18 protein-coding genes are annotated in these 20,546 nt (G+C 68.7%); 16 read left to right on the top strand and 2 right to left on the bottom strand.

All coding sequences use genetic code 11. From position 1 onward, the window contains the following. Positions 1 to 139 precede the first annotated feature (139 nt). Entirely contained in the window at positions 140 to 466 is a 327-nt protein-coding gene (locus AC3AP7_RS14980; RefSeq protein WP_475761614.1) for a DUF1840 domain-containing protein, read from the bottom strand. Between the two features lie 400 nt (positions 467 to 866). Here AC3AP7_RS14980 and argS point away from each other — a divergent pair, with 400 nt between their 5' ends. The 6 genes from argS (at position 867) to AC3AP7_RS15010 (ending at position 7,707) form a co-directional block, all read left to right on the top strand. Continuing rightward, the gene (gene argS, locus AC3AP7_RS14985; protein ID WP_475761612.1) at positions 867 to 2,657 is read left to right on the top strand and encodes an arginine--tRNA ligase; all 1,791 of its coding nucleotides are present in this window, start codon (positions 867 to 869) and stop codon (positions 2,655 to 2,657) included. Positions 2,658 to 2,736: 79 nt separating this feature from the next. Next, positions 2,737 to 3,504: an SPOR domain-containing protein gene (locus AC3AP7_RS14990; RefSeq protein ID WP_475761610.1), complete on the top strand. Its 768-nt coding sequence runs from the start codon at positions 2,737 to 2,739 to the stop codon at positions 3,502 to 3,504. 147 nt (positions 3,505 to 3,651) lie between these two features. Beyond that, on the top strand, positions 3,652 to 4,290 hold the full coding sequence (locus AC3AP7_RS14995; RefSeq protein WP_475761607.1) for a thiol:disulfide interchange protein DsbA/DsbL: 639 nt from the start codon (positions 3,652 to 3,654) through the stop codon (positions 4,288 to 4,290). Between the two features lie 16 nt (positions 4,291 to 4,306). Beyond that, positions 4,307 to 5,077, top strand: coding sequence for an SDR family oxidoreductase (locus tag AC3AP7_RS15000; RefSeq protein WP_475761605.1), 771 nt, complete (start codon positions 4,307 to 4,309; stop codon positions 5,075 to 5,077). 4 nt (positions 5,078 to 5,081) lie between these two features. After that, entirely contained in the window at positions 5,082 to 5,903 is an 822-nt protein-coding gene (locus AC3AP7_RS15005) for a helical backbone metal receptor (RefSeq protein WP_475761603.1), read from the top strand. A gap of 205 nt (positions 5,904 to 6,108) precedes the next feature. Continuing rightward, positions 6,109 to 7,707, top strand: coding sequence for an ABC transporter substrate-binding protein (locus tag AC3AP7_RS15010; RefSeq protein ID WP_475761601.1), 1,599 nt, complete (start codon positions 6,109 to 6,111; stop codon positions 7,705 to 7,707). A 96-nt stretch (positions 7,708 to 7,803) separates the two neighbouring features. Here the strand turns inward: AC3AP7_RS15010 and AC3AP7_RS15015 are convergent, their stop codons facing one another. After that, positions 7,804 to 8,880 carry an MBL fold metallo-hydrolase gene (locus AC3AP7_RS15015; RefSeq protein WP_475761599.1) on the bottom strand — a complete coding sequence of 359 codons (1,077 nt, stop codon included), beginning with the start codon at positions 8,878 to 8,880 and terminating at the stop codon, positions 7,804 to 7,806. Between the two features lie 147 nt (positions 8,881 to 9,027). Between AC3AP7_RS15015 and AC3AP7_RS15020 the strand changes: the two genes are divergently transcribed. The 10 genes from AC3AP7_RS15020 (at position 9,028) to bioD (ending at position 20,538) form a co-directional block, all read left to right on the top strand. Then, entirely contained in the window at positions 9,028 to 9,450 is a 423-nt protein-coding gene (locus AC3AP7_RS15020; protein ID WP_475761597.1) for a MerR family transcriptional regulator, read from the top strand. Then, entirely contained in the window at positions 9,447 to 11,327 is a 1,881-nt protein-coding gene (aceK, locus tag AC3AP7_RS15025) for a bifunctional isocitrate dehydrogenase kinase/phosphatase (RefSeq protein ID WP_475761595.1), read from the top strand. The genes AC3AP7_RS15020 and aceK overlap by 4 nt, the downstream gene beginning before the upstream one ends. Before the next feature lie 70 nt (positions 11,328 to 11,397). Further along, positions 11,398 to 12,603, top strand: coding sequence for an acetyl-CoA C-acetyltransferase (locus AC3AP7_RS15030; protein ID WP_475761593.1), 1,206 nt, complete (start codon positions 11,398 to 11,400; stop codon positions 12,601 to 12,603). A gap of 29 nt (positions 12,604 to 12,632) precedes the next feature. Beyond that, positions 12,633 to 13,310, top strand: coding sequence for an SDR family oxidoreductase (locus AC3AP7_RS15035; RefSeq protein WP_475761591.1), 678 nt, complete (start codon positions 12,633 to 12,635; stop codon positions 13,308 to 13,310). A gap of 12 nt (positions 13,311 to 13,322) precedes the next feature. Beyond that, entirely contained in the window at positions 13,323 to 14,453 is a 1,131-nt protein-coding gene (locus AC3AP7_RS15040) for an acyl-CoA dehydrogenase family protein (RefSeq protein WP_475761589.1), read from the top strand. Between the two features lie 23 nt (positions 14,454 to 14,476). After that, on the top strand, positions 14,477 to 14,908 hold the full coding sequence (locus tag AC3AP7_RS15045; protein ID WP_475761587.1) for a YchJ family protein: 432 nt from the start codon (positions 14,477 to 14,479) through the stop codon (positions 14,906 to 14,908). A 625-nt stretch (positions 14,909 to 15,533) separates the two neighbouring features. Continuing rightward, a complete protein-coding gene (locus tag AC3AP7_RS15050) occupies positions 15,534 to 16,814 on the top strand; it encodes a dienelactone hydrolase family protein (protein WP_475761586.1) in 1,281 nt (426 codons plus the stop codon). A gap of 447 nt (positions 16,815 to 17,261) precedes the next feature. Next, entirely contained in the window at positions 17,262 to 18,635 is a 1,374-nt protein-coding gene (gene bioA, locus AC3AP7_RS15055; protein ID WP_475761584.1) for an adenosylmethionine--8-amino-7-oxononanoate transaminase, read from the top strand. Next, positions 18,635 to 19,822 (top strand): 8-amino-7-oxononanoate synthase, encoded by a 1,188-nt coding sequence (bioF, locus tag AC3AP7_RS15060; RefSeq protein ID WP_475767904.1) that lies wholly within the window; start codon positions 18,635 to 18,637, stop codon positions 19,820 to 19,822. Before bioA ends, bioF begins: the two co-directional genes overlap by 1 nt. After that, the gene (gene bioD / locus AC3AP7_RS15065) at positions 19,819 to 20,538 is read left to right on the top strand and encodes a dethiobiotin synthase (RefSeq protein ID WP_475761582.1); all 720 of its coding nucleotides are present in this window, start codon (positions 19,819 to 19,821) and stop codon (positions 20,536 to 20,538) included. The genes bioF and bioD overlap by 4 nt, the downstream gene beginning before the upstream one ends. Positions 20,539 to 20,546 lie beyond the last annotated feature (8 nt).

Below are 20,546 nucleotides of genomic sequence, written 5' to 3' on the forward strand. Positions count from 1 at the left end.
GCCCCGGTTCGCGCAGGCGCCGCATGGGGCGCGCTCTTCTCAGGCGCGGCGGACGGGAAGCGGGCCGTGCACAACTGTGCCGCATCGCGCGGCGGCAATGCGGCGGGAATCGTATGAAGAAGCGGACCCGAGGCCCGGCTCAGATGCCCCAGACGATATCGGCGTTTTCCTTCTGCGCGGCGCGCAGCATGTCGAGAAACGGAAACGCGCGCTGCGCGAGGCCGATCGGCAGTTCGTGGTGCTCGTGCCCGTCCTCGCCTTCGTGAAAGTGCCCTTCGTGTTCGGCGAGTTCCTGCTTGTTGGTCGTGATCGCGGCTTCCAGCCGGGCGATCGCGCCGGACACTTCGTCATGGGTAATCACCCCGCGCTCGCCCAGCCGCTTGCCGACAATGCCGACCAGAAACTGCGCGAGATTCTCCAGCATCACCACGTCGGGTGCGGCTCGGCATTTGAACGTAATCAGCATGGCTGTTCCCCATTCGTCTTGTTGGAATGACGCGCCCGCCGTGTTCATCCGACAGCCGGCGCGCATGGAGCGGGCACACTGCCCGGAGCCGACGGCCGTGGCCGTTGCCCGTGCACCTCAATGGACATATTAGCACCTGCTAAAATCCCTCTGGACGGAAAAGCGCGCCGCGCGACACCGCCCGGCGCCGCATGGCCGGCCGCTGCATCGGCGCCCGCCCGCGCTGCGTCGCCACGGTCTGCGCGCTCGCGCGCCGGCGCCCCGCGAGCGCGGCCCGCTGCGGCCGCCGCGCTCGCGCCGGACCGCGCGCAAGCGTCTGGCCCGCCTTTTCCACGCCTTCGATGAAGCCGCCGCCGCGCTTCGTCGTTCTGCCTCACTGGACCCGCAACAGACATACAGCATGCTGCCCGCACAAAAAGAAACGCTCGAAACGCTGCTCGCCGACGCCGTCAAACAGGTCGCCGTCGCCACTCAAGGCGCGGCCGACGCCGCGTTCGTCGCCCCGGCGATCACGCTGGAGCGCCCGAAGGTCGCCGCGCACGGCGACCTCGCGTGCAATGTCGCGATGCAGCTCGCCAAGCCGCTGCGCGCGAATCCGCGCCAGCTCGCGCAGCAGATCGTCGAGGCGGTGCTCGCGCATCCCGCCGCCGCGGGCCTCGTGGAAGGCGCGGAAGTCGCCGGCCCGGGCTTCATCAACCTGCGGCTCAGCGCGGCGGCCAAGCGGGCGGTGATCGGCGCGGTCTTCGCGCAGCGCGACGCATTCGGCCGCTCGGCGCGCGAAGCCGGCAAGCGCGTGATGGTCGAGTTCGTGTCGGCCAATCCGACCGGCCCGCTGCATGTCGGGCACGGCCGCCAGGCGGCGCTCGGCGACGCGCTGTCGAACGTGCTCGCGTCGCAGGGCTACGACGTGCATCGCGAGTTCTACTACAACGATGCGGGCGTGCAGATCCACACGCTCGCCGTATCCACCCAGGCGCGCGCGCGCGGCCTGAAGCCCGGCGATACCGGCTGGCCCGAAGCCGCCTACAACGGCGATTACATCGCCGACATCGCACGCGACTACATGAACGGCGCCACGGTCGCCGCGAAAGACGGCGAGCCGGTCACCGGCGCGCGCGAGCTCGACAATCTCGAGGCCATCCGCCGCTTCGCGGTCGCCTACCTGCGCCACGAGCAGGACATGGACCTGCAGGCGTTCGGCGTGAAGTTCGACCAGTACTACCTCGAATCGTCGCTGTACGCGGACGGGCGCGTCGGACAGACGGTGCAGGCGCTGATCGACGCGGGCAGGACCTACGAGCAGGACGGCGCGCTGTGGCTGCGCACCACCGACGACGGCGACGACAAGGACCGCGTGATGCGCAAGAGCGACGGCACCTTCACGTACTTCGTGCCCGACGTCGCGTATCACGCCGCGAAGTGGGCGCGCGGCTTCACGAAGGTCATCAACGTGCAGGGCTCCGATCACCACGGCACGATCGCGCGCGTGCGCGCCGGCCTGCAAGGGCTCGGCATCGGCATTCCGAAGGGCTATCCGGACTACATCCTGCACAAGATGGTCACCGTGATGCGCGACGGCGAAGAAGTGAAGATCTCGAAGCGCGCGGGCAGCTATGTGACGGTGCGCGACCTGATCGAATGGTCCGGCGGCGCCGCCCCCGGCTCGGAAGCCTCGCCCGAGCTGCTCGACGCGGAGACGATCCGGCGCGGCCGCGACGCCGTGCGCTTCTTCCTGATCTCGCGCAAGGCCGACACCGAGTTCGTGTTCGACATCGACCTCGCGCTGAAGCAGAACGACGAAAACCCCGTCTATTACGTGCAGTACGCGCACGCGCGGATCTGCTCGGTCATCAACGAATGGAAGACGCGCTACGGCGCCGACGAGGCGATCCTGCCCGGCGTCGATCTCGCGCCGCTCACGACCGAGCGCTCGCTCGCGCTGCTGCAGAAGCTTGCCGCATACCCGGACATGCTGCAGCACGCAGCCGACGAACTCGCGCCGCACGCAGTCGCCTTTTATCTGCGCGAACTCGCGGCCGAGTTCCACTCGTTCTACAATGACAGGGCCGAGCGTGTGCTCGTCGACGACGAGGCCGCACGCCACGCGCGCGTTGCATTGCTCGCCGCGACCCGTCAGGTGCTGGCGAACGGCCTTGCGACGATCGGTGTCTCTGCTCCCGAAAAGATGTAAGTGCTCCGGCACGACATGCACGCGGCCGTCGCTATAATCGCCGGCCGTTCCTGGATTCTTTTTGCAGGTGATTCAAACGATGGCAAAACCGCGCCGCACAACGAAACCGTCAAAGCAAACCGGGGGAACCTTTCTCGGCATCGTGCTGGGCCTGATCGTCGGCCTTGCCATCGCGGTAGTGGTCGCGCTGTACATCACCCGGGCCCCGTCGCCGTTCGTATCGAAGGTGAGTCCGCCGGCCCCGTCCGACACCACCGCGAGCGCCCCGCAAATCGACCTGAACCGCTCGCTGCAGGGCAATTCGCCGAGCCAGCCGGTCGCGCCGGGTGCGCAGCCGCCGGCCGCCGCCCCGGCGCAGGGTGCCAACCCGGCGACGCCGGGCCTGCTGCAGCAACCGCAAATCGTCGAAGTGCCGGGCAATGGCGCCAGCGCGCCGGCGGGCGGCAATGCCGCGAACAACGGGCAGTCGAACGGCCTCGCGGTCGCGCCGCAGCCTGCGCCGGCGCCCAGCGAAGCCGCGCCGGCGAAGCGCGCCCAGACGGCGCCGCCGCCGGCCGCCACGGCTCAGGCGCCCGCCAAACCGGCGGCCAACGCCGCGCCGGAGGCGAACAGCGGCTACTTCCTGCAGGTCGGCGCGTACAAGACGTCGGCCGATGCCGAGCAGCAGCGCGCCCGGCTCGCGTTCCAGGGCTTCGAGTCCAAGGTCACGCAGCGGGACGCGGGCGGTGTCACGTACTACCGGGTACGCATCGGTCCGTTCGCGAAATTCGACGACATGAATGCGGCCCGTCAGCGCCTGTCGGAAGCCGGCATCGACACGGCCGTCATTCGCTTTACGAAACAATAACGAAACCACACCGGCCGCCGTCCGGCGCTGCTGAACCTCATCGGGCAGCGCCGGTCTGAAACACACGACAGCGCGGCGCCGCGGCCGGAACTTCGACTTGCGGCGCGCCGCCGCGCCACGTTACTTCGCCTAACCGGGTCTCAAGACATGAAAAAACTGTTGAGCGTTTTGTTCCTCTCCCTTGGCCTCGCCGCGGCCGTTGCCGAAGCGTCGCCGTCCGCGCCGGTGGCCGGCAAGGACTACACGGTGCTGTCGCCGGCCCAGCCGGTGGACGTGCCGCAGGGCAAGATCGAAGTGATCGAATTCTTCTGGTACGGCTGCCCGCACTGCAACGAATTCGACCCGTACCTCGAAACGTGGATCAAGAAGCAGGAGCCGGATGTCGTCTTCAAGCGCGTACCGGTCGCGTTCCGTGCCGATTTCATTCCGCATTCGAAGATGTACCACGCGCTCGACGCGCTGGGCCTCGCGCGTCAGCTGACGCCTGCCGTCTTCAACGAAATCCACGTGAAGCGCGACTACCTGCTCACGCCGGATGCGCAGGCCAAGTTCCTCGCCACGCAAGGCGTCGATCCGAAGAAGTATCTGGAGGCGTACAACTCGTTCTCGACGCAAAGCGACATCCAGCGCGACAAGGCGTTGCTCGACGCGTACAAGATCAACGGCGTGCCGACGCTCGTCGTGCAGGGCAAGTACGAAACCAGCCCGTCGGCCACCGACAGCTTGCCGGGCACCATCCAGGTGCTCGACTACCTCGTCGCGCAGGTCCGCGCAAAGAAGATGTAAAACCGCGCGCGCCGGCATGACTTCGCCCCTGAAGGTCTTCATCACCGGCGCATCCAGCGGGATCGGCCTCGCGCTCGCCGCCGAATACGCGCGGCGCGGCGCGATTCTCGGGCTCGTCGCCCGCCGCGGCGACGCGCTCGCCGCGTTCCGGCAGTCCCATCCCCAGCATCCCGTATCGATCTACGCGGTCGACGTGCGCGACGCGGACGCGCTCGCGCAAGCGGCGCAGCAGTTCATCGCCGAGCACGGCTGCCCCGACGTCGTCATCGCGAACGCCGGCATCAGCCGCGGCGCGCTGACCGGCCACGGCGACCTCGCGGCGTTTCGCGACGTGATGGACGTCAACTACTTCGGCATGGTCGCCACCTTCGAGCCGTTCGCGGCCGCGATGAGCGCGGCGCGCAAGGGCACGCTGGTCGGCGTCGCAAGCGTGGCCGGCGTACGCGGCCTGCCCGGGTCGGGCGCGTACAGCGCGTCGAAAGCGGCGGCGCTGCGCTATCTCGAAGCACTGCGGGTCGAGATGCGGCCGCGCGGCGTGCGCGTCGTGACGATCGCGCCCGGCTACATCCGCACGCCGATGACCGAGCACAATCCGTATCCGATGCCGTTCCTGATGGACGCGGACCGCTTCGCCGCGCGCGTGGCGGACGCGATCGCACGCGGCGTCGCGTTCGCGATCTACCCGTGGCAGATGCGGATCGTCGCGATGCTGCTGCACGTGCTGCCACGCTGGCTGTACGACCGCGCATTCGAGCGCGCGCCGCGCAAACCCCGCGCGGCCGGCTAGCGCGATGAACACGCCCGCGCCCGATGCGGCCGGCGTCGTCCACGAACCCGCCGGCGCCGACGCGAGAATCGTCTCGCTGGTGCCGAGCCTCACCGAACTGCTGTTTGCGCTCGGCCTCGGGCGACAGATCGTCGGGCGCACCGGGTTCTGCGTGCATCCGCGCGAGCAGGTGCGCGCGGTGCCGAAAGTCGGCGGCACCAAAGCGGTCGACCTCGACGCGATCCGCGCGCTGCGGCCCACGCATCTGATCGTGAACATCGACGAAAACGAGCGCGACACGGTCGAGCAATTGTGCGGTGTCGTGCCGCACATCGTCGTCACGCATCCGCGCACGCCGCACGACAACCTCGCGCTCTATGCGCTGTTCGGCGCGCTGTTCGGCTGCGGCGACGCCGCGCAGCGCCTTGCCGCCGCGCTCGAAGCACGGCTCGCGGCGGCCGCGACGGCCGCGGCCACGCTGCCCGACACCCGCGTGCTCTATCTGATCTGGCGCGAGCCGTGGATGACGGTCGCACGCGACACCTACATCTCGGCGATGCTGCGGCTCGTCAACTGGCACACGCTGCCCGCCGTGCAGGGCGGACCGGCCGGCGCGGCCCGCTATCCGTCGTTCGACTTCGACGCGCCGTGGTTCGCCGGCGTCGAGCGCGTGCTGCTGTCGAGCGAGCCGTATCGTTTCACCCGCGCGCATCGCGACGCGCTCGCCCGCGATCCCCGTTTCGCGGGCAAGCGGATCGATCTGATCGACGGCGAACAGATCGCCTGGTACGGATCGCGCGCAATCGAAGGCATCGACTATCTGCTGCGCTACGCGAACGCACCGTGATGCTCGCCGCGCGCACCCTATGCTTATTCCGGATTGTCGGTTGTCGCGCGATGCGCCCTTCGATAAGCTTTTGCGTGGACGGGCGCGCGAAGCCGCCCTGCACCGCCGCTGCAAACCGGCGACAATGAAGCCCGCCGCCGGCGCGCCCCCCGCCCGGGCTGCCGGCAGAAATCACAATCAGATTGCGCCTGTAACCGGAGATCCTATGCGTTGCACACTGCCCGTGGCCGTCGCGGCCACTTTGGGTGCCCTGCTCGTCGCGGCGCCCGCGTTGGCGAAGCCGCTGACCGTCTGTACCGAAGCGAGCCCCGATGGCTTCGACGTGGTCCAGTACAACTCGCTCGTCACGACCAACGCGTCCGCCGACGTGATCTTCAACTCGCTGGTGGCATACGACGAAGCGCAGAAAATGGTGGTGCCGTCGCTCGCGCAGCGCTGGGACGTCAGCGCCGACGGCCTCACCTACACCTTCCATCTGCGGCCGAACGTGCAGTTCCAGACCACGCCGTGGTTCAAGCCGACGCGGCCGCTCGACGCGGACGACGTCGTCTTCACGTTCACCCGGATGCTCGACGCGAGCAACCCGTGGCACAAGATTGCCGGCCCGAGCGGCTTTCCGCACGCGCAGTCGATGGGCCTCGTGAAGCTGATCCGGTCAGTCACGAAGGTCGACGGCGACACGGTGCGCTTCACGCTGAACCAGCCGGACGCCACCTTCCTGCCGATCCTGACGATGGGCTTTGCGTCGATCTACTCCGCCGAGTACGCGGACCAGTTGATGAAGGCAGGCAAGCCCACCGACCTGAACATGCACCCGGTCGGCACCGGCCCGTTCGAGCTGCAAAGCTATACGAAAGACGCCGTGATCCGCTATGACGCGAATCCGACCTACTGGGGCCCGAAGCCGAAGGTCGACCGGCTGATCTACGTGATCACGCCGGACGCCACCGTGCGCGCGCAAAAGGTGAAGACGGGCGAATGCGACATCGCGCTGTCGCCGAAACCGCTCGACGTGGCCGACGCACGGCACGACAAGGCGCTCGCAGTCGTCGAAACGCCCGCGTTCATGACAGCGTTCGTCGCGCTGAACACGCAGAAAAAGCCGCTCGACAACCAGAAGGTGCGGATCGCGCTGAACATGGCGTTCGACCGCACGACGTACCTGAAGGCCGTGTTCGACAACACCGCGACGCCCGCGGTGAACCCGTATCCGCCAAACACGTGGAGCTACGACAAGTCGGTGAAGCCGTGGCCGTACGATCCGGCCAGGGCCAGACAGATGCTCGCCGAGGCGGGCTTTCCGAACGGCTTCTCGACCACGATCTGGGTGCGCCCCGGCGGCAGCGTGCTGAATCCGAGCCCGAAAACCGGCGCCGAACTGCTGCAGGCCGACTTCGCGAAGATCGGCGTGAAGGCGGACGTCAAGGTGGTCGAGTGGGGCGAGCTGATCAAGGAAGCGAAGCAGGGCCAGCACGACACGCTGTTCATGGGCTGGGCCGGCGACAACGGCGATCCGGACAATTACCTGTCGCCGCTCTTTAGCTGCAACGGCGTGAAGTCGGGCATCAACTTCTCGCGCTTCTGCGACCCCGCGCTCGACAAGCTGATCGCCGAGGGCAAGGCCACCGCCGATCAGGCGGCGCGCACGAAGGTCTACGAGCAGGCCCAGCAGATCATCCACGACGAGGCGCTGTGGATTCCGCTCGGCTATCCGACCGCGGCGGCGATCACGCGCAAGAACGTCACCGGCTATCACGTGAGCCCGTTCGGACGACAGAACTTCACGGCCGTTTCCGTGCAATAGACGTCTTCGCGCGGCGTCACTGCGTCACGCCGCATCATGCTGCAAGAACGGGCCCGGTGCGCTGCGCACCGGGCCCGTTCCGTTTGCCGCGCGCGTCTAGCGCTTCGTCGCGAAGCGGATCACGCCGTCGGCGTCGTGCGTACGCACGAGTTCGCCCGCGAGCCACAGCAGATGCAGGTGCGCGAGCGCCTCGCCCATCGCGAAGGTCATCTGGTGGATGTCGAGCGCACGGCGGAACATCAGCGGCACGATGTCGGCGGCGCTGCGCGGCTGTTCCGCACAGGCCGCGCGCACCTCCGCGAGCCGCGCATCGTGATGCGCGCGCAACTGTCCGATGCGCGTGAGCACGCCGCGAAACGGCTTGCCGTGCGACGGCAGCACCAGCGTGTCGCCGGCCATCGTCTCGTAGCGCGCCAGCGACTCCAGATACAGCGCAAGCGGATTGCCTTCGGGCTCGATGTCGAACACCGACACGTTCGTCGAAATGCGCGGCAGCACCATGTCGCCCGAGATCAGCAGCCCGTCGGCCTCGCAATGCAGCGCGCAGTGTTCGGGGGAGTGGCCGAAGCCCGTCACCACCCGCCAGTCGCGCGCGCCGATCCGCACCACCTCGCCCTCGCGCAGCCGCCGGTACTGGCCGGGCAGCGCCGGCACGAGACTCGGGTAATAGCTCTGGCGGCTGCGCAACTGGTCCAGCGCAGCTTCGTCGGTGAGCCCGTGACGCGCGAAGTGGCGCGCCGCACCCTCGCCGCCCGCGTTCGAGCCGTCGCCCGCGGCCATCACGCGCGCCTGCATGTATTCGCCGAGCGTCATCCACAGCCGCGCGCTCCAGCGCGCCCGCGCGCCGCCCGCGCACACCCAGTGCGCGAGCCCGATATGGTCCGGATGGCAATGCGTGACGATCACGCGCAGCACCGGCAAGCCGCCCAGCAGCGTGTCGAACACCTGCTCCCAGTTCGACTTGATCGTGTCCGACGTAATGCCGCAGTCGACCACGGTCCAGCCAGGCTGACCGTCGATCTCGTCGCGCAGCAGCCACAGGTTGATGTGGTCCAGCGCGAACGGCAGCGGCATGCGCAGCCAGAACATGCCGGGCGCCGCCTCGAAGGCGTGGCCGGCGTCGGGCAGCGTGTCGCCGAACGGGTAATCGAGTTGGTGTTCGAGTGCATTCATCGTGGAGGACTTCCTCTGCAGGCCGCGTCGCGCAGGTCGCTCGGCGACCCGGTTGCGCTTTGCTCAAGTTGACGATAACGTAAACGTCGATTCTAGCGTTCCTGCCGACTTTTTGCCCGGCCACCCGTCCGTTCCGAAGCCGTTCCGATGACTACGCACTACACGATCACCGAGCTTGCCCGCGAATTCGACGTCACGCCGCGGGCCATCCGCTTCTACGAAGACCAGGGTTTACTCGCACCGAGTCGCGAAGGCGCGAGCGGGTTGCGGCGCGTCTATTCGAGCCGCGACCGCACGCGGCTGAAACTGACGCTGCGCGGCAAGCGGCTCGGCTTCACGTTGTCGGAGATTCGCGACCTGCTCGACCTGTACGAGTCGCCGACCGACACCGCCGCGCAGTTGCAGGCGTTTCTCGCCACGGTCGCGCGACATCGCGCGGTACTCGAGCGTCAGCTCGAAGACCTGCACGCCACGCTCGACGATCTCGCGCAATACGAAGCCCAGGCGCGCACGCTGCTGGATGGCGAGGCGCCTCGCGCCCCGGCGGACACCGCGGCACGCCCGGCATGAATCACTTTCCGAAACTGCTGTCGTCGCAGATCGGCTTCGACGTCGCGCAGACGATACTCGAAGGCTTCGACCGCCACTACCGGATCTTTCGCGACGCCGCGCTGCACGCGCGCACGCTGTTCGAGGCAGCCGACTGGCACGGTCTGCAGCGACTCGCGCGGGAGCGCATTACTTCGTACGACGAACGGGTTGAGGAATGCGTCGTCGCGCTCGAAGACGAATACGACGCGGAGAACATCGAAGGCGAAATCTGGCAGCAGATCAAGCTGCACTACATCGGCCTGCTCACCGCACACCGGCAGCCCGAGTGCGCGGAGACGTTCTTCAATTCGGTGTGCTGCAAGATCCTGCATCGCTCGTACTTCAACAACGATTTCATTTTCGTGCGGCCGGCCATCTCGACCGAATACCTCGAAAACGACGAGCCCGCCGCGCAGCCGACCTACCGCGCGTATTACCCGGGCCGCGACGGCCTTGCCGCGACGCTCGAGCGCATCGTCACGAACTTCCAGCTGGACACGCCGTTCGAGGATCTGCCGCGCGACGTCGGCTGCGTGATGCAGACGCTCGCCGACACCTTCGGCGCATTCGACGCGGCGGCCAACTTCCAGATCCACGTGCTGTCGTCGCTGTTCTTTCGCAACCAGTCCGCGTTCATCGTCGGGCGCATCATCAACGGCGATGCGCTGCTGCCGTTCGCGGTCCCGGTGCGGCACGCACGCGCCGGCAAGCTTGCGCTCGACGCGGTACTGCTCGCGCGCGACGCGCTGCAGATCCTGTTCAGCTTCGCGCATTCGTATTTTCTGGTCGACATGGAAGTGCCGTCCGCGTATGTCGCGTTCCTGCGCACGATCATGCCCGGCAAGCCGAAAGCGGAGATCTACACGTCGCTCGGTCTGCAGAAGCAGGGCAAGAACCTGTTCTATCGGGACCTGCTGCATCACCTGTCGCATTCGAGCGATGCCTTCGTGATCGCGCCGGGCATCAAGGGGCTCGTGATGCTGGTATTCACGCTGCCGTCGTTCCCGTATGTGTTCAAGCTGATCAAGGATCAGTTCCCGCCGCCGAAGGACACCACGCGCGCGCAGATCCAGGCGAAATATCAGCTCGTGAAGCGCCACGACCGCGCGGGCCGCATGGCCGACACGCTCGAATATTCGAGCGTCGCGCTGCCGCTCGCGCGCCTCGACGACGCGCTCCTGCGCGAGCTCGAAAAGGAAGCGCCGTCGATGCTCGAATACGACGGCGATCGCCTCGTGATCCGCCATCTGTACATCGAGCGCCGCATGACGCCGCTGAACCTGTACCTGCAGAACGGCAGCGACGCGCAGATCGCGCACGGCATCCGCGAGTACGGCGACGCGGTGAAAGAGCTGATCCAGGCGAACATCTTCCCCGGCGACATGCTGTACAAGAATTTCGGCGTCACGCGCCACGGCCGCGTGGTGTTCTACGACTACGACGAGATCGAATACCTGACCGACTGCACGATCCGCGCGGTGCCGCCGGCACGCTACGACGAGGACGAACTGTCCGGCGAGCCGTGGTACGCGGTCGGCCCGCACGACATCTTCCCGGAAACCTACGGGACGTTCCTGCTCGGCGATCCGCGTGTGCGCCGCGCGTTCATGGAGCAGCACGCGGACTTCTTCGACCCCGCGCTGTGGCAGCGTCACAAGACGCGTCTGCTGCAGGGCGAGGTGCCGGATTTTTTCGCTTACGAACGAGGCGTGCGCTTCTGCGTCCGCTACCCGGAGCGCTTCGCACAACCGGACGCGCCGCCGCTGGCGGGTTCCGGTACGAAGCCCCCCGACAACGCACCCGACGCACCCGACGCACCGGACGCACCCGACGCGCCGGCTGCGCGCATCGCGTGAACGCCGCGCACGCGGGTCTGCGCCGCACGGCGGCCGGCACGCATCACTGCTGTGATCAAGGAGCTGAACCATGAGTGAGACAAAACCCGGGAACGCCGCCGATCCGATCGTGATCGCCTCCGTCGCCCGCACGCCGATGGCGTCATTTCAGGGCGAATTCGCGTCGCTGGGCGCCCCGCAGCTTGGCGCGGTCGCGATCCGCGCCGCCGTCGAGCGCGCCGGCCTGCAGCCCGGCCAGGTCGACGAAGCCGTGATCGGCTGCGTGCTGCCGGCCGGCCAGGGTCAGGCGCCCGCGCGCCAGGCGGCGCTCGGCGCCGGACTGACGCTCGCCACCGGCTGCACGACGGTCAACAAGATGTGCGGCTCCGGCATGCGCGCGGCGATGTTCGCGCACGACATGCTGGCCGCCGGCTCCGCGGACGTGATCGTCGCCGGCGGCATGGAAAGCATGACGAACGCGCCGTACCTGCTGCCCAAAGCCCGCGCCGGCATGCGCATGGGCCACGGGCAGGTGCTCGACCACATGTTCTGCGACGGCCTGGAGGACGCATACGACAAGGGCCGGCTGATGGGCACCTTCGCCGAGGAATGCGCGGCTTCGTTCGATTTCACGCGCGAAGCGCAGGATGCGTTCGCGGTCGAATCGCTGCGCCGCGCGCGGCGCGCGAACGAAGACGGGTCGTTCGGCTGGGAGATCGCGCCGGTGACGATCGCCGGCCGCGCGGGCGACGTCGCGATCGCGCGCGACGAGCAGCCGTTCAAGGCCAACCTCGACAAGATTCCGACGCTCAAGCCCGCGTTCAGCAAGACCGGCACGGTGACGGCGGCCAATTCGTCATCGATCTCCGACGGCGCCGCGGCGCTCGTGATGATGCGCGCATCCACCGCCGCGCGGCTCGGCGTGGCGCCGCTCGCGCGCGTCGTCGGCCATGCGACTTTCGCGCAGGCGCCCGCGCAGTTCACCACCGCGCCGATCGGCGCGATCAGCCGGCTGTTCGGCAAGAACGGCTGGCGTGCCGAGGACGTCGATCTCTACGAGATCAACGAGGCGTTCGCGGTCGTGACGATGGCCGCGATGCGCGAGCATCGTCTCGCGCACGACAAGGTCAACGTGAACGGTGGCGCCTGTGCGCTCGGCCACCCGATCGGCGCGTCGGGCGCGCGCATCGTCGTGACGCTGATCGGCGCGCTGCGCGCCCGCGGGCTGAAGCGCGGGGTCGCGGCGCTGTGCATCGGCGGCGGCGAAGCGACGGCGATGGGCGTCGAACTCCTCTAACACTTCTGTCACGCATCGCAGGCGAACCGATGAAAACCGTGTTGATCGTGGGGGCGTCGCGCGGCATCGGCCGCGAATTCGTGCGCCAGTACCGGCAAGCCGGCTGGCGCGTGCTCGCCACCGCGCGCGACGACGCCGCCCTCGAAGCGCTCGAAGCGCTCGGCGCACAGGCGTTCCCGCTCGACGTGCGGGTGCCGGAAGACATCGCCGCACTCGGCCTGAAGCTCGACGGCGCGCGGCTCGACGTCGCGCTGCTGGTGTCCGGCGTCTACGGGCCGCCCACCGAGGCCATCGAACCGGTAAGCGCCGAGGATTTCGACAAGGTGATGATCACCAACGTGCGCGGTCCGATGCAACTGATTCCGCTGCTGCTGCCGCGCGTCGAGGAGGCGGGCGGCGTGCTCGCGGTGCTGTCGAGCCGGATGGGCAGCATCGCCGAGGCGACCGGCACGACCGGCTGGCTGTATCGCGTCAGCAAGGCGGCGCTGAACGACGCGCTGAAAATCGCTTCGCTGCAGGCGCGGCGCGCGACCTGCGTCGCGCTGCATCCGGGCTGGGTGCGCACCGACATGGGCGGGCCGCAGGCCGCGATCGACCCCGCCCGCAGCGTGAGCGGCCTGCGCGAGATGCTCGCGCAGGCCGCCGCGATGCACGACACATTCAACGGCCGGTTCTTTCAGTACGACGGCACCCAGCTCGACTGGTAAGGATACCCAATCATGTTGCTCGACGAGGATCATCGGATGGTGCGCGACGCGGTGCGCACGTTCGTGCGTGAAGCGGTCGCCCCGCACGCCGCGCAGTGGGACCGCGAGCGCACGTTCCCGAAAGACGTGCACCGGCAGCTCGCCGAACTCGGCGCCTACGGCGTGCTGGTGCCGCAGGCATACGGCGGCGCGGGACTCGATGCGCTCGCGCTCGCGCTGATGCTGGAGGAAATCGCGGCCGGCGACGGCGGAACGTCGACCGCGATCTCCGTCAACAACTGCCCGGTCTGCAGCATCCTGCTGCGCTACGGCAGCGAACAGCAGAAGCGCGACTGGCTCACGCCGCTCGCGCGCGGCGAGATGCTCGGCGCGTTTTGCCTGACCGAACCGCAGGCGGGCTCGGATGCGTCGGCGCTGCGCACCCGCGCCACGCGCGACGGCGACGCGTACGTGCTGAACGGCGTCAAGCAGTTCATCACGAGCGGCAAGAACGGCCAGGTCGCGATCGTCATGGCCGTCACCGATCCGGCGGCCGGCAAGCGCGGCATCAGCGCGTTCATCGTCCCCACCGATACGCCGGGGTACGTCGTCGCGCGCGTCGAGGAGAAGCTCGGCCAGCATTCGTCGGATACCGCGCAGATCGTCTTCGACGACTGCCGCGTGCCGGCGGCGAACCTGATCGGCACGCCCGGCGAGGGCTACCGGATCGCGCTGTCGGGACTCGAAGGCGGCCGCATCGGCATTGCCGCACAGAGCGTCGGGATGGCGCGCGCGGCATTCGAAGCGGCGCTCGCGTATGCGAAGGAGCGCGAAAGTTTCGGCGCGCCGCTGTTTGCGCATCAGGCGGTGCAGTTCCGTCTCGCCGACATGGCGACGCGGCTCGAAGCCGCGCGCCAGATGGTCTGGCACGCGGCCGCGCTGAAAGACGCCGGCGAGCCGTGCCTGACCGAGGCGGCCATGGCGAAACTGTTCGCGTCCGAAGCCGCCGAGCGAATCTGCTCGGATGCGCTGCAGATTCACGGCGGCTATGGCTACCTGAGCGATTTCCCGGTCGAGCGCATCTATCGCGACGTGCGCGTGTGCCAGATCTACGAAGGCACGAGCGACATCCAGAAGATCCTGATTGCGCGGGGCCTCGGCTGAGCGCCCCCGCCCGTTTTCCGACCATGCAACGACCTGACGAATGCCCCTGCGGCGGCGCCGCGCCGAATCCCGCGTCTCACCCGAAAGCCCCGCGCTACGCGGATTGCTGCGGCCGCTTCATCGACGGCGGCGCCGCCGCGCCGAGCGCGCTCGAACTGATGCGCTCGCGCTACAGCGCCTACGTGCTGGGCGCGAACGACTACTTGCGCGCGACATGGGCGCCGCGCACCTGTCCGGCCGCACTCGACGCGGACCCTGGCGCGCCTGACGCGCCGCGCTGGCTCGGCCTGCAGATCCGCCGCTTCGCGGCACGCGACGACGCGCACGCCGAAGTCGAATTCGTCGCGCGCTACAAGATCGGCGGGCGCGCGCACCGGCTGCACGAACTGAGCCGCTTCGAGCGCGGCGACGACGGCCGCTGGCGATACGTCGACGGCGACGTCAGCGAGCGCTAGCGCACCCGCGCACCCGCGCGACGCGTGCCCGTGCGCGCGCGTCGCCGGTGACGGGAGCGCGCCGCCTTTCTTTCCTTTCCCGCCCTTTCTCGTCCTTTCCCGCCCTTTCCCGTCCCTTTCCGCTCCCTTCCCCTCCTTTCCCGTCCGCGCTTGCCCGCGCCTTCCGTCTGTTGGACGGCCGCCACACCGGTCATTTCTGCCGCTTCCCCGCACGCGCGCGGCGCGCGCCGGCGTCGAGCACTGCGAAGCTTCATCCGGGGTTCTCCTGAATTGCACAAACGGAATTTGTCATGCCAGGATGCCCCCATAGGCTGTACAACAACACATCGCGAGCGGCGCGTACCGGCCGCAAGCGAATCGGCCCTCACCTGTGCACCCCGTCGGCAGACGGGCCGGCCAGTCGCCGCACAGGATGCGGCCTTGTGTTGTTCGTCATCGGCGCGTGGGGTCGCGTCGGCCAGGTTGTCCGGTCATCCCGTGCATTCCCGATCCGCCTGCATGCGCCACGCGCGCAACGCAGGCATGTGCTGTGTTGTCGCGTCGATTGCAAGCCAATCGTCAACCGGCCACGGCGATGCACGGGTGACCGAAGTTTTAAGGACGTACTTCAACGCAGGTGTGGCGAATGGGTTGCGGAAAGTTTTTGACTGCGGTGTTGTGGCTCGGGGCGTCGCTCGCCTGCGCTGCCACGCTCGCGCACGCCGATCCGCTCGCCGTCCCGCAGGGCGGGCCGCTCGCGCAGGCCGCCGTGCGGCCGCTGTCGCTCGACGACGACGCCTATCTGCCGCCTGCCAGCCTGAAAGAGCAGATCATCCGGATCCCGGTCGACCCGACCGGCAAGATCACGCTCGAAACCACGGTCTACAAGCCCGACGGTCCGGGCCCGTTCCCGATGGTCGTCTTCAATCACGGCAAGATGCCGGGCGATCCGCGCCTGCAGGCGCGCAGCGATCCGCTGCCGTTCGCCCGCGAGTTCGTGCGCCGCGGCTACGTGGTGGTCGCGCCGAACCGCGAAGGCTTCGCGCAGTCGGGCGGCACCTACCAGCAGGACGGCTGCGACGTCGAACGCAACGGTCTCGGCCAGGCCGCCGACGTCGCCGCCACGATCGCGTACATGGTGAAGCAGCCCTATGTGGACGCGCAGCATATCGTCGTAGCCGGCACGTCGCATGGCGGACTGACGACGATCGCTTACGGCGTCGACGCCGCACCGGGGGTGCGCGCACTGATCAACTTCTCCGGCGGACTGCGCCAGGACGCGTGCACGGACTGGCAAGGCAATCTGATCCACGCATTCGGCACCTACGGCGAGCACGTCCGGGTGCCGTCGCTGTGGCTGTACGGCGATAACGACTCCATCTGGTCGCGCCCGCTCGTCGCCGACATGTTCAGCGCCTATCTGGCGCACGGCGCCCGCGCGAAGATGGTGGACTTCGGCACCTACAAGAACGACGCGCACCGGCTGGTCGGCGATCGCGACGGCGTGCGCATCTGGTGGCCGGCCGTCGAGGCATTCCTTGCGCGCGTCGGCATGCCGACCGCGGTGCAGTACCGCGTCGCCGTGCCGGTGCCGCCGAAGCCGAGCGATTTCGCGGCGCTGGATGCGGTCCGCTCGGTGCCGTACGTCGATGCATCCGGCCGCGCCGGCTACCGCAACTTCCTGCATCAGTACCCGAGCCGCGCGTTTGCGGTCTCCGACACCGGCGCCTGGTCATGGGCCGAGGGCGGCGACGATCCGATGAAAGTCGCGATCGCGAACTGCCAGAAGGAAAGTGCGGACCCGTGCCGGCTGTATGCGGTCAACGATTCGGTCGTCTGGACCGACGGCAGCTCGCAGACCGCGAGCACCGGGCCTGCCGCCAACAACGCGCCGCAAGCCGTCCCCAACGCGCTGGCGAGCCGCTAGACCCCGGTTGCGGAGCGCTTGACCGGGCAGTGCGCGAGGCGCGCATCCCGCGCCTGACCGCACCCCATCCCCTCCGTTTTTCCTCATATGTAACCGGCTGCATCGCTGGATCGCGTCGCCGCGCCCGATGACCTCGGCCTGATTTTTTTGCGCAAGCCCCTATGACTTTGCCGTCGTCATCTGCGCGCAATTCTGCCGTTCTGGCGCGAACCGTTCCGAGCTGCGCCGAACTGCGCCAAACCCCTGATTCGACAGGAAAAAGCCGCACGCGCGAGGGCGTGCAATGGAGCGGAGAACGCGCTAATCTCACATCCGCCGCAGCTTCGCTGCCTCCATCCACGCCCTCGGGAATCGACGCACCCCGGCGCGCCGCCTCGCCCAACCGCTGCACCCGCACGAAATCAGGCACGCCGCGTCGCTGCCGCGATGCCCCGTACCGGAGTTGTCTTGAACACATTCGCTCGTCCTCTTGCACCCCAGGACGCCCCGCAAGACTGGGTCGCCCGCAGCCTGCGCGCCGTCTGGCATCCGTGCACGCAGATGAAACACCATGAGCGCCTGCCGCTCGTTCCCGTCTCGCGCGGCGCCGGCGCCTGGCTGTACGACCGCGCGGGCCGCCGCTACCTCGACGCGATCAGTTCGTGGTGGGTGAACCTGTTCGGTCACGCGAATCCGCGCATCAACGACGCGCTGAAAGCGCAACTCGACACGCTGGAGCACGCGATGCTGGCCGGCTGCACGCACGAGCCGGCGGTCGAACTCGCGGAACGCCTCGGCGCGCTGACGCAGCATACGCTCGGCCACGCGTTCTTCGCGTCGGACGGCGCGTCGGCGGTCGAGATCGCATTGAAGATGAGCTTTCACGCGTGGCGCAACCTGGGCCGCGCGGACAAGACCGAATTCATCTGCGTGGCCAACGGCTATCACGGCGAGACAATCGGCGCGCTCGGCGTGACCGACGTCGCGCTGTTCAAGGAGGCCTACGCGCCGCTGACGCGCCGCGCGCATGTCGTGGCGTCGCCGGACGCGCGGCTCGCCGCGCCCGGCGAAACCGCCGCCGACGTCGCGCAGCGCGCGCTCGACAGCGTGCGCACCCTGCTCGCGGCGCGCGGCGCGCGGATCGCGGCGCTGATCGTCGAGCCGCTCGTGCAGTGCGCAACCGGCATGGCGATGCACGATCCGTCGTACCTGGCAGGACTGCGCGCGCTATGCGACCAGTACGACGTGCACCTGATCGCGGACGAAATCGCGGTGGGTTGCGGCCGCACCGGCACGTTCTTCGCGTCCGAGCAGGCCGGCGTGTGGCCGGACTTCCTGTGCCTGTCGAAAGGCATCAGCGGCGGCTATCTGCCGCTGTCGATCGTGCTGTCGCGCGACGCGATCTATGCGGCGTTCTACGACGACGACACGACGCGCGGCTTTCTCCACTCGCATTCGTACACCGGCAATCCGCTCGCGTGCCGCGCCGCGCTCGCGACGCTGGACCTGTTCGCGAGCGACGACGTGCTCGCCGTCAACGCACGCAAATCGCGGACGCTGCGCGCCGCGCTCGCGCCGCTCGCCGCGCATCCGCGCGTGCGCAGCTTCCGGCAGTGCGGGACGATCTTCGCGTTCGACGCCGCGCTCGACGACGCCGCGCAAGCCGCCGCCTTCTCGCGCCGCTTCTTCGAGAACGCGCTGCAGCGCGAACTGCTGCTGCGCCCGATCGGCACGTCCGTCTATCTGATGCCGCCGTACATCCTGAGCGACGACGAACTGCATCTGCTCGCCGCGCGGACGCGCGAAACCTTCGACGCAACGCTCGCGGAGGCCGCACGATGATGCCGCCGCTCGATCGCCTCGAACAGGCGCTGCGCGAGCTCGACGCGCAGCAGCTGCGGCGTCGCCGCCGCATCGCGGATACGCCGTGCGCGGCGCAGATGACCGTCGACGGACGCGCGCTGACAGGGTTCGCCAGCAACGACTATCTCGGCCTCGCCGCGCATCCGCTGCTGGTTGCCGCGCTCGCCGAAGGCGCGCGGCGCTATGGCGCCGGCAGCGGCGGCTCGCATCTGCTCGGCGGGCATTCGCGCGCGCATCACCAGCTCGAAGACGAACTCGCCGAATTCGCCGGCGGCTTCGTGGATGCGCCGCGCGCGCTGTACTTCAGCACCGGCTACATGGCGAATCTCGCAACGCTGACCGCGCTCGCGGGACGCGGCGCGGTGCTTTTTTCCGACGCGCTAAATCATGCGTCGCTAATCGACGGTGCGCGTCTGTCGCGCGCCGATATCCAGATCTATCCGCACGCCGATACCGACGCATTGAGCGCGATGCTCGATGCTTCGGATGCCGAAACGAAGCTGATCGTCACCGATACGGTCTTCAGCATGGACGGCGACGTCGCGCCGCTTGCGCGGCTGCTCGCGCTCGCGGAGCGGCACGGTGCGTGGCTCGTCACCGACGACGCGCACGGCTTCGGCGTGCTCGGCCCGCACGGGCGTGGCGCGATCGCCGGGGCCGCGCTGCGCTCGCCGCATCTGGTATCGATCGGCACGCTCGGCAAGGCGGCCGGCGTATCGGGTGCGTTCGTCGTCGCGCACGCGACGGTGATCGAGTGGCTGATCCAGCGCGCCCGGCCGTACATCTTCACGACCGCGTCGGTGCCGGCCGCCGCGCATGCGGTGTCCGCGAGCCTGCGCATCATCGGCGGCGCGGAAGGGGACGCGCGGCGCGCACATCTGCAGCAGCTGATTGCCCGCACGCGCACGATGCTGAAGGCGACCCCATGGCTGCCGGTCGATTCGCACACCGCGGTGCAGCCGCTCGTGATCGGCGCGAACGACGCGGCACTCGCGCTCGCCGCGCGGCTCGACGAAGCCGGCCTGTGGGTGCCGGCGATCCGCCCGCCGACCGTACCGGCCGGCACGTCCCGGCTGCGCATCTCGCTGTCGGCCGCGCACTCGCACGCGGATCTCGACCGTCTCGAAGCCGCGCTGCATGCGCTCGCCACGGAGGGCGTGCAATGAGCGCCGCGCTTTCGCTGTTCGTCACCGGCACCGACACCGAGATCGGCAAGACCTTCGTGTCCGCGGCGCTGCTGCACGGCTTCGCGCGCGCCGGTCTGCGCGCGGCCGCGATGAAGCCGGTTGCCGCGGGCGCATTCGAGGTGGATGGGGTCTGGCACAACGAGGACGCCGATCAGCTCGACGCCGCCGCCAATGTGCCCTTGCCGCCCGACATCCGCACCCCGTATCTGCTGAAGGCGCCGGCCGCGCCGCATATCGTCGCTGCGCACGAGCATGTGGTGCTCGATATCGGCCGCATCGTCGCCTGCCATGCGCAGGCGGCGCAGCAGGCGCAGGTCGTCGTCGTCGAAGGGGTGGGCGGCTTTCGCGTGCCGCTGACCGACACGCACGACACGGCCGATCTCGCGGTCGCGCTGAATCTGCCGGTCGTGCTCGTGGTCGGCATGCGTCTCGGCTGCATCAGCCATGCGCTGCTCACCGCGGAAGCGATCGCCGCGCGCGGCCTGCCGCTCGCCGGATGGGTGGCCAACCGCATCGATCCGGCGATGCACTTCGCCGACGAAAACATCGACGCGATCCGCACGCGGCTCGCGCAGCAGTACGGCGCGCCGCTCATCGGCCGCATCCCGCATCTGCAGCCCGCCTCGCCCGCCGCGGCAGCGGACTGCCTCGACACGGCCGCGCTCTTGCAGACGCTGCAAGCCGCGCGGCGCTGAACGATTCC

The organism is Paraburkholderia sp. PAMB 6770, assembly GCF_057748135.1.

Excerpts from the sequence above, each read along its gene's own strand:
- AC3AP7_RS15040 (WP_475761589.1), top strand. The coding sequence starts at position 13,323 with ATGTTGCTCGACGAGGATCATCGGATGGTGCGCGACGCGGTGCGCACG.
- AC3AP7_RS15035 (WP_475761591.1), top strand. The coding sequence starts at position 12,633 with ATGAAAACCGTGTTGATCGTGGGGGCGTCGCGCGGCATCGGCCGCGAA.
- AC3AP7_RS14995 (WP_475761607.1), top strand. The coding sequence starts at position 3,652 with ATGAAAAAACTGTTGAGCGTTTTGTTCCTCTCCCTTGGCCTCGCCGCG.
- argS (WP_475761612.1), top strand. The coding sequence starts at position 867 with ATGCTGCCCGCACAAAAAGAAACGCTCGAAACGCTGCTCGCCGACGCC.
- AC3AP7_RS15045 (WP_475761587.1), top strand. The coding sequence starts at position 14,477 with ATGCAACGACCTGACGAATGCCCCTGCGGCGGCGCCGCGCCGAATCCC.
- AC3AP7_RS14980 (WP_475761614.1), bottom strand. The coding sequence starts at position 466 with ATGCTGATTACGTTCAAATGCCGAGCCGCACCCGACGTGGTGATGCTG.
- AC3AP7_RS15005 (WP_475761603.1), top strand. The coding sequence starts at position 5,082 with ATGAACACGCCCGCGCCCGATGCGGCCGGCGTCGTCCACGAACCCGCC.
- bioD (WP_475761582.1), top strand. The coding sequence starts at position 19,819 with ATGAGCGCCGCGCTTTCGCTGTTCGTCACCGGCACCGACACCGAGATC.
- AC3AP7_RS15030 (WP_475761593.1), top strand. The coding sequence starts at position 11,398 with ATGAGTGAGACAAAACCCGGGAACGCCGCCGATCCGATCGTGATCGCC.
- aceK (WP_475761595.1), top strand. The coding sequence starts at position 9,447 with ATGAATCACTTTCCGAAACTGCTGTCGTCGCAGATCGGCTTCGACGTC.
- bioF (WP_475767904.1), top strand. The coding sequence starts at position 18,635 with ATGCCGCCGCTCGATCGCCTCGAACAGGCGCTGCGCGAGCTCGACGCG.
- AC3AP7_RS15020 (WP_475761597.1), top strand. The coding sequence starts at position 9,028 with ATGACTACGCACTACACGATCACCGAGCTTGCCCGCGAATTCGACGTC.
- AC3AP7_RS15010 (WP_475761601.1), top strand. The coding sequence starts at position 6,109 with ATGCGTTGCACACTGCCCGTGGCCGTCGCGGCCACTTTGGGTGCCCTG.
- AC3AP7_RS15050 (WP_475761586.1), top strand. The coding sequence starts at position 15,534 with ATGGGTTGCGGAAAGTTTTTGACTGCGGTGTTGTGGCTCGGGGCGTCG.
- AC3AP7_RS14990 (WP_475761610.1), top strand. The coding sequence starts at position 2,737 with ATGGCAAAACCGCGCCGCACAACGAAACCGTCAAAGCAAACCGGGGGA.
- AC3AP7_RS15015 (WP_475761599.1), bottom strand. The coding sequence starts at position 8,880 with ATGAATGCACTCGAACACCAACTCGATTACCCGTTCGGCGACACGCTG.
- AC3AP7_RS15000 (WP_475761605.1), top strand. The coding sequence starts at position 4,307 with ATGACTTCGCCCCTGAAGGTCTTCATCACCGGCGCATCCAGCGGGATC.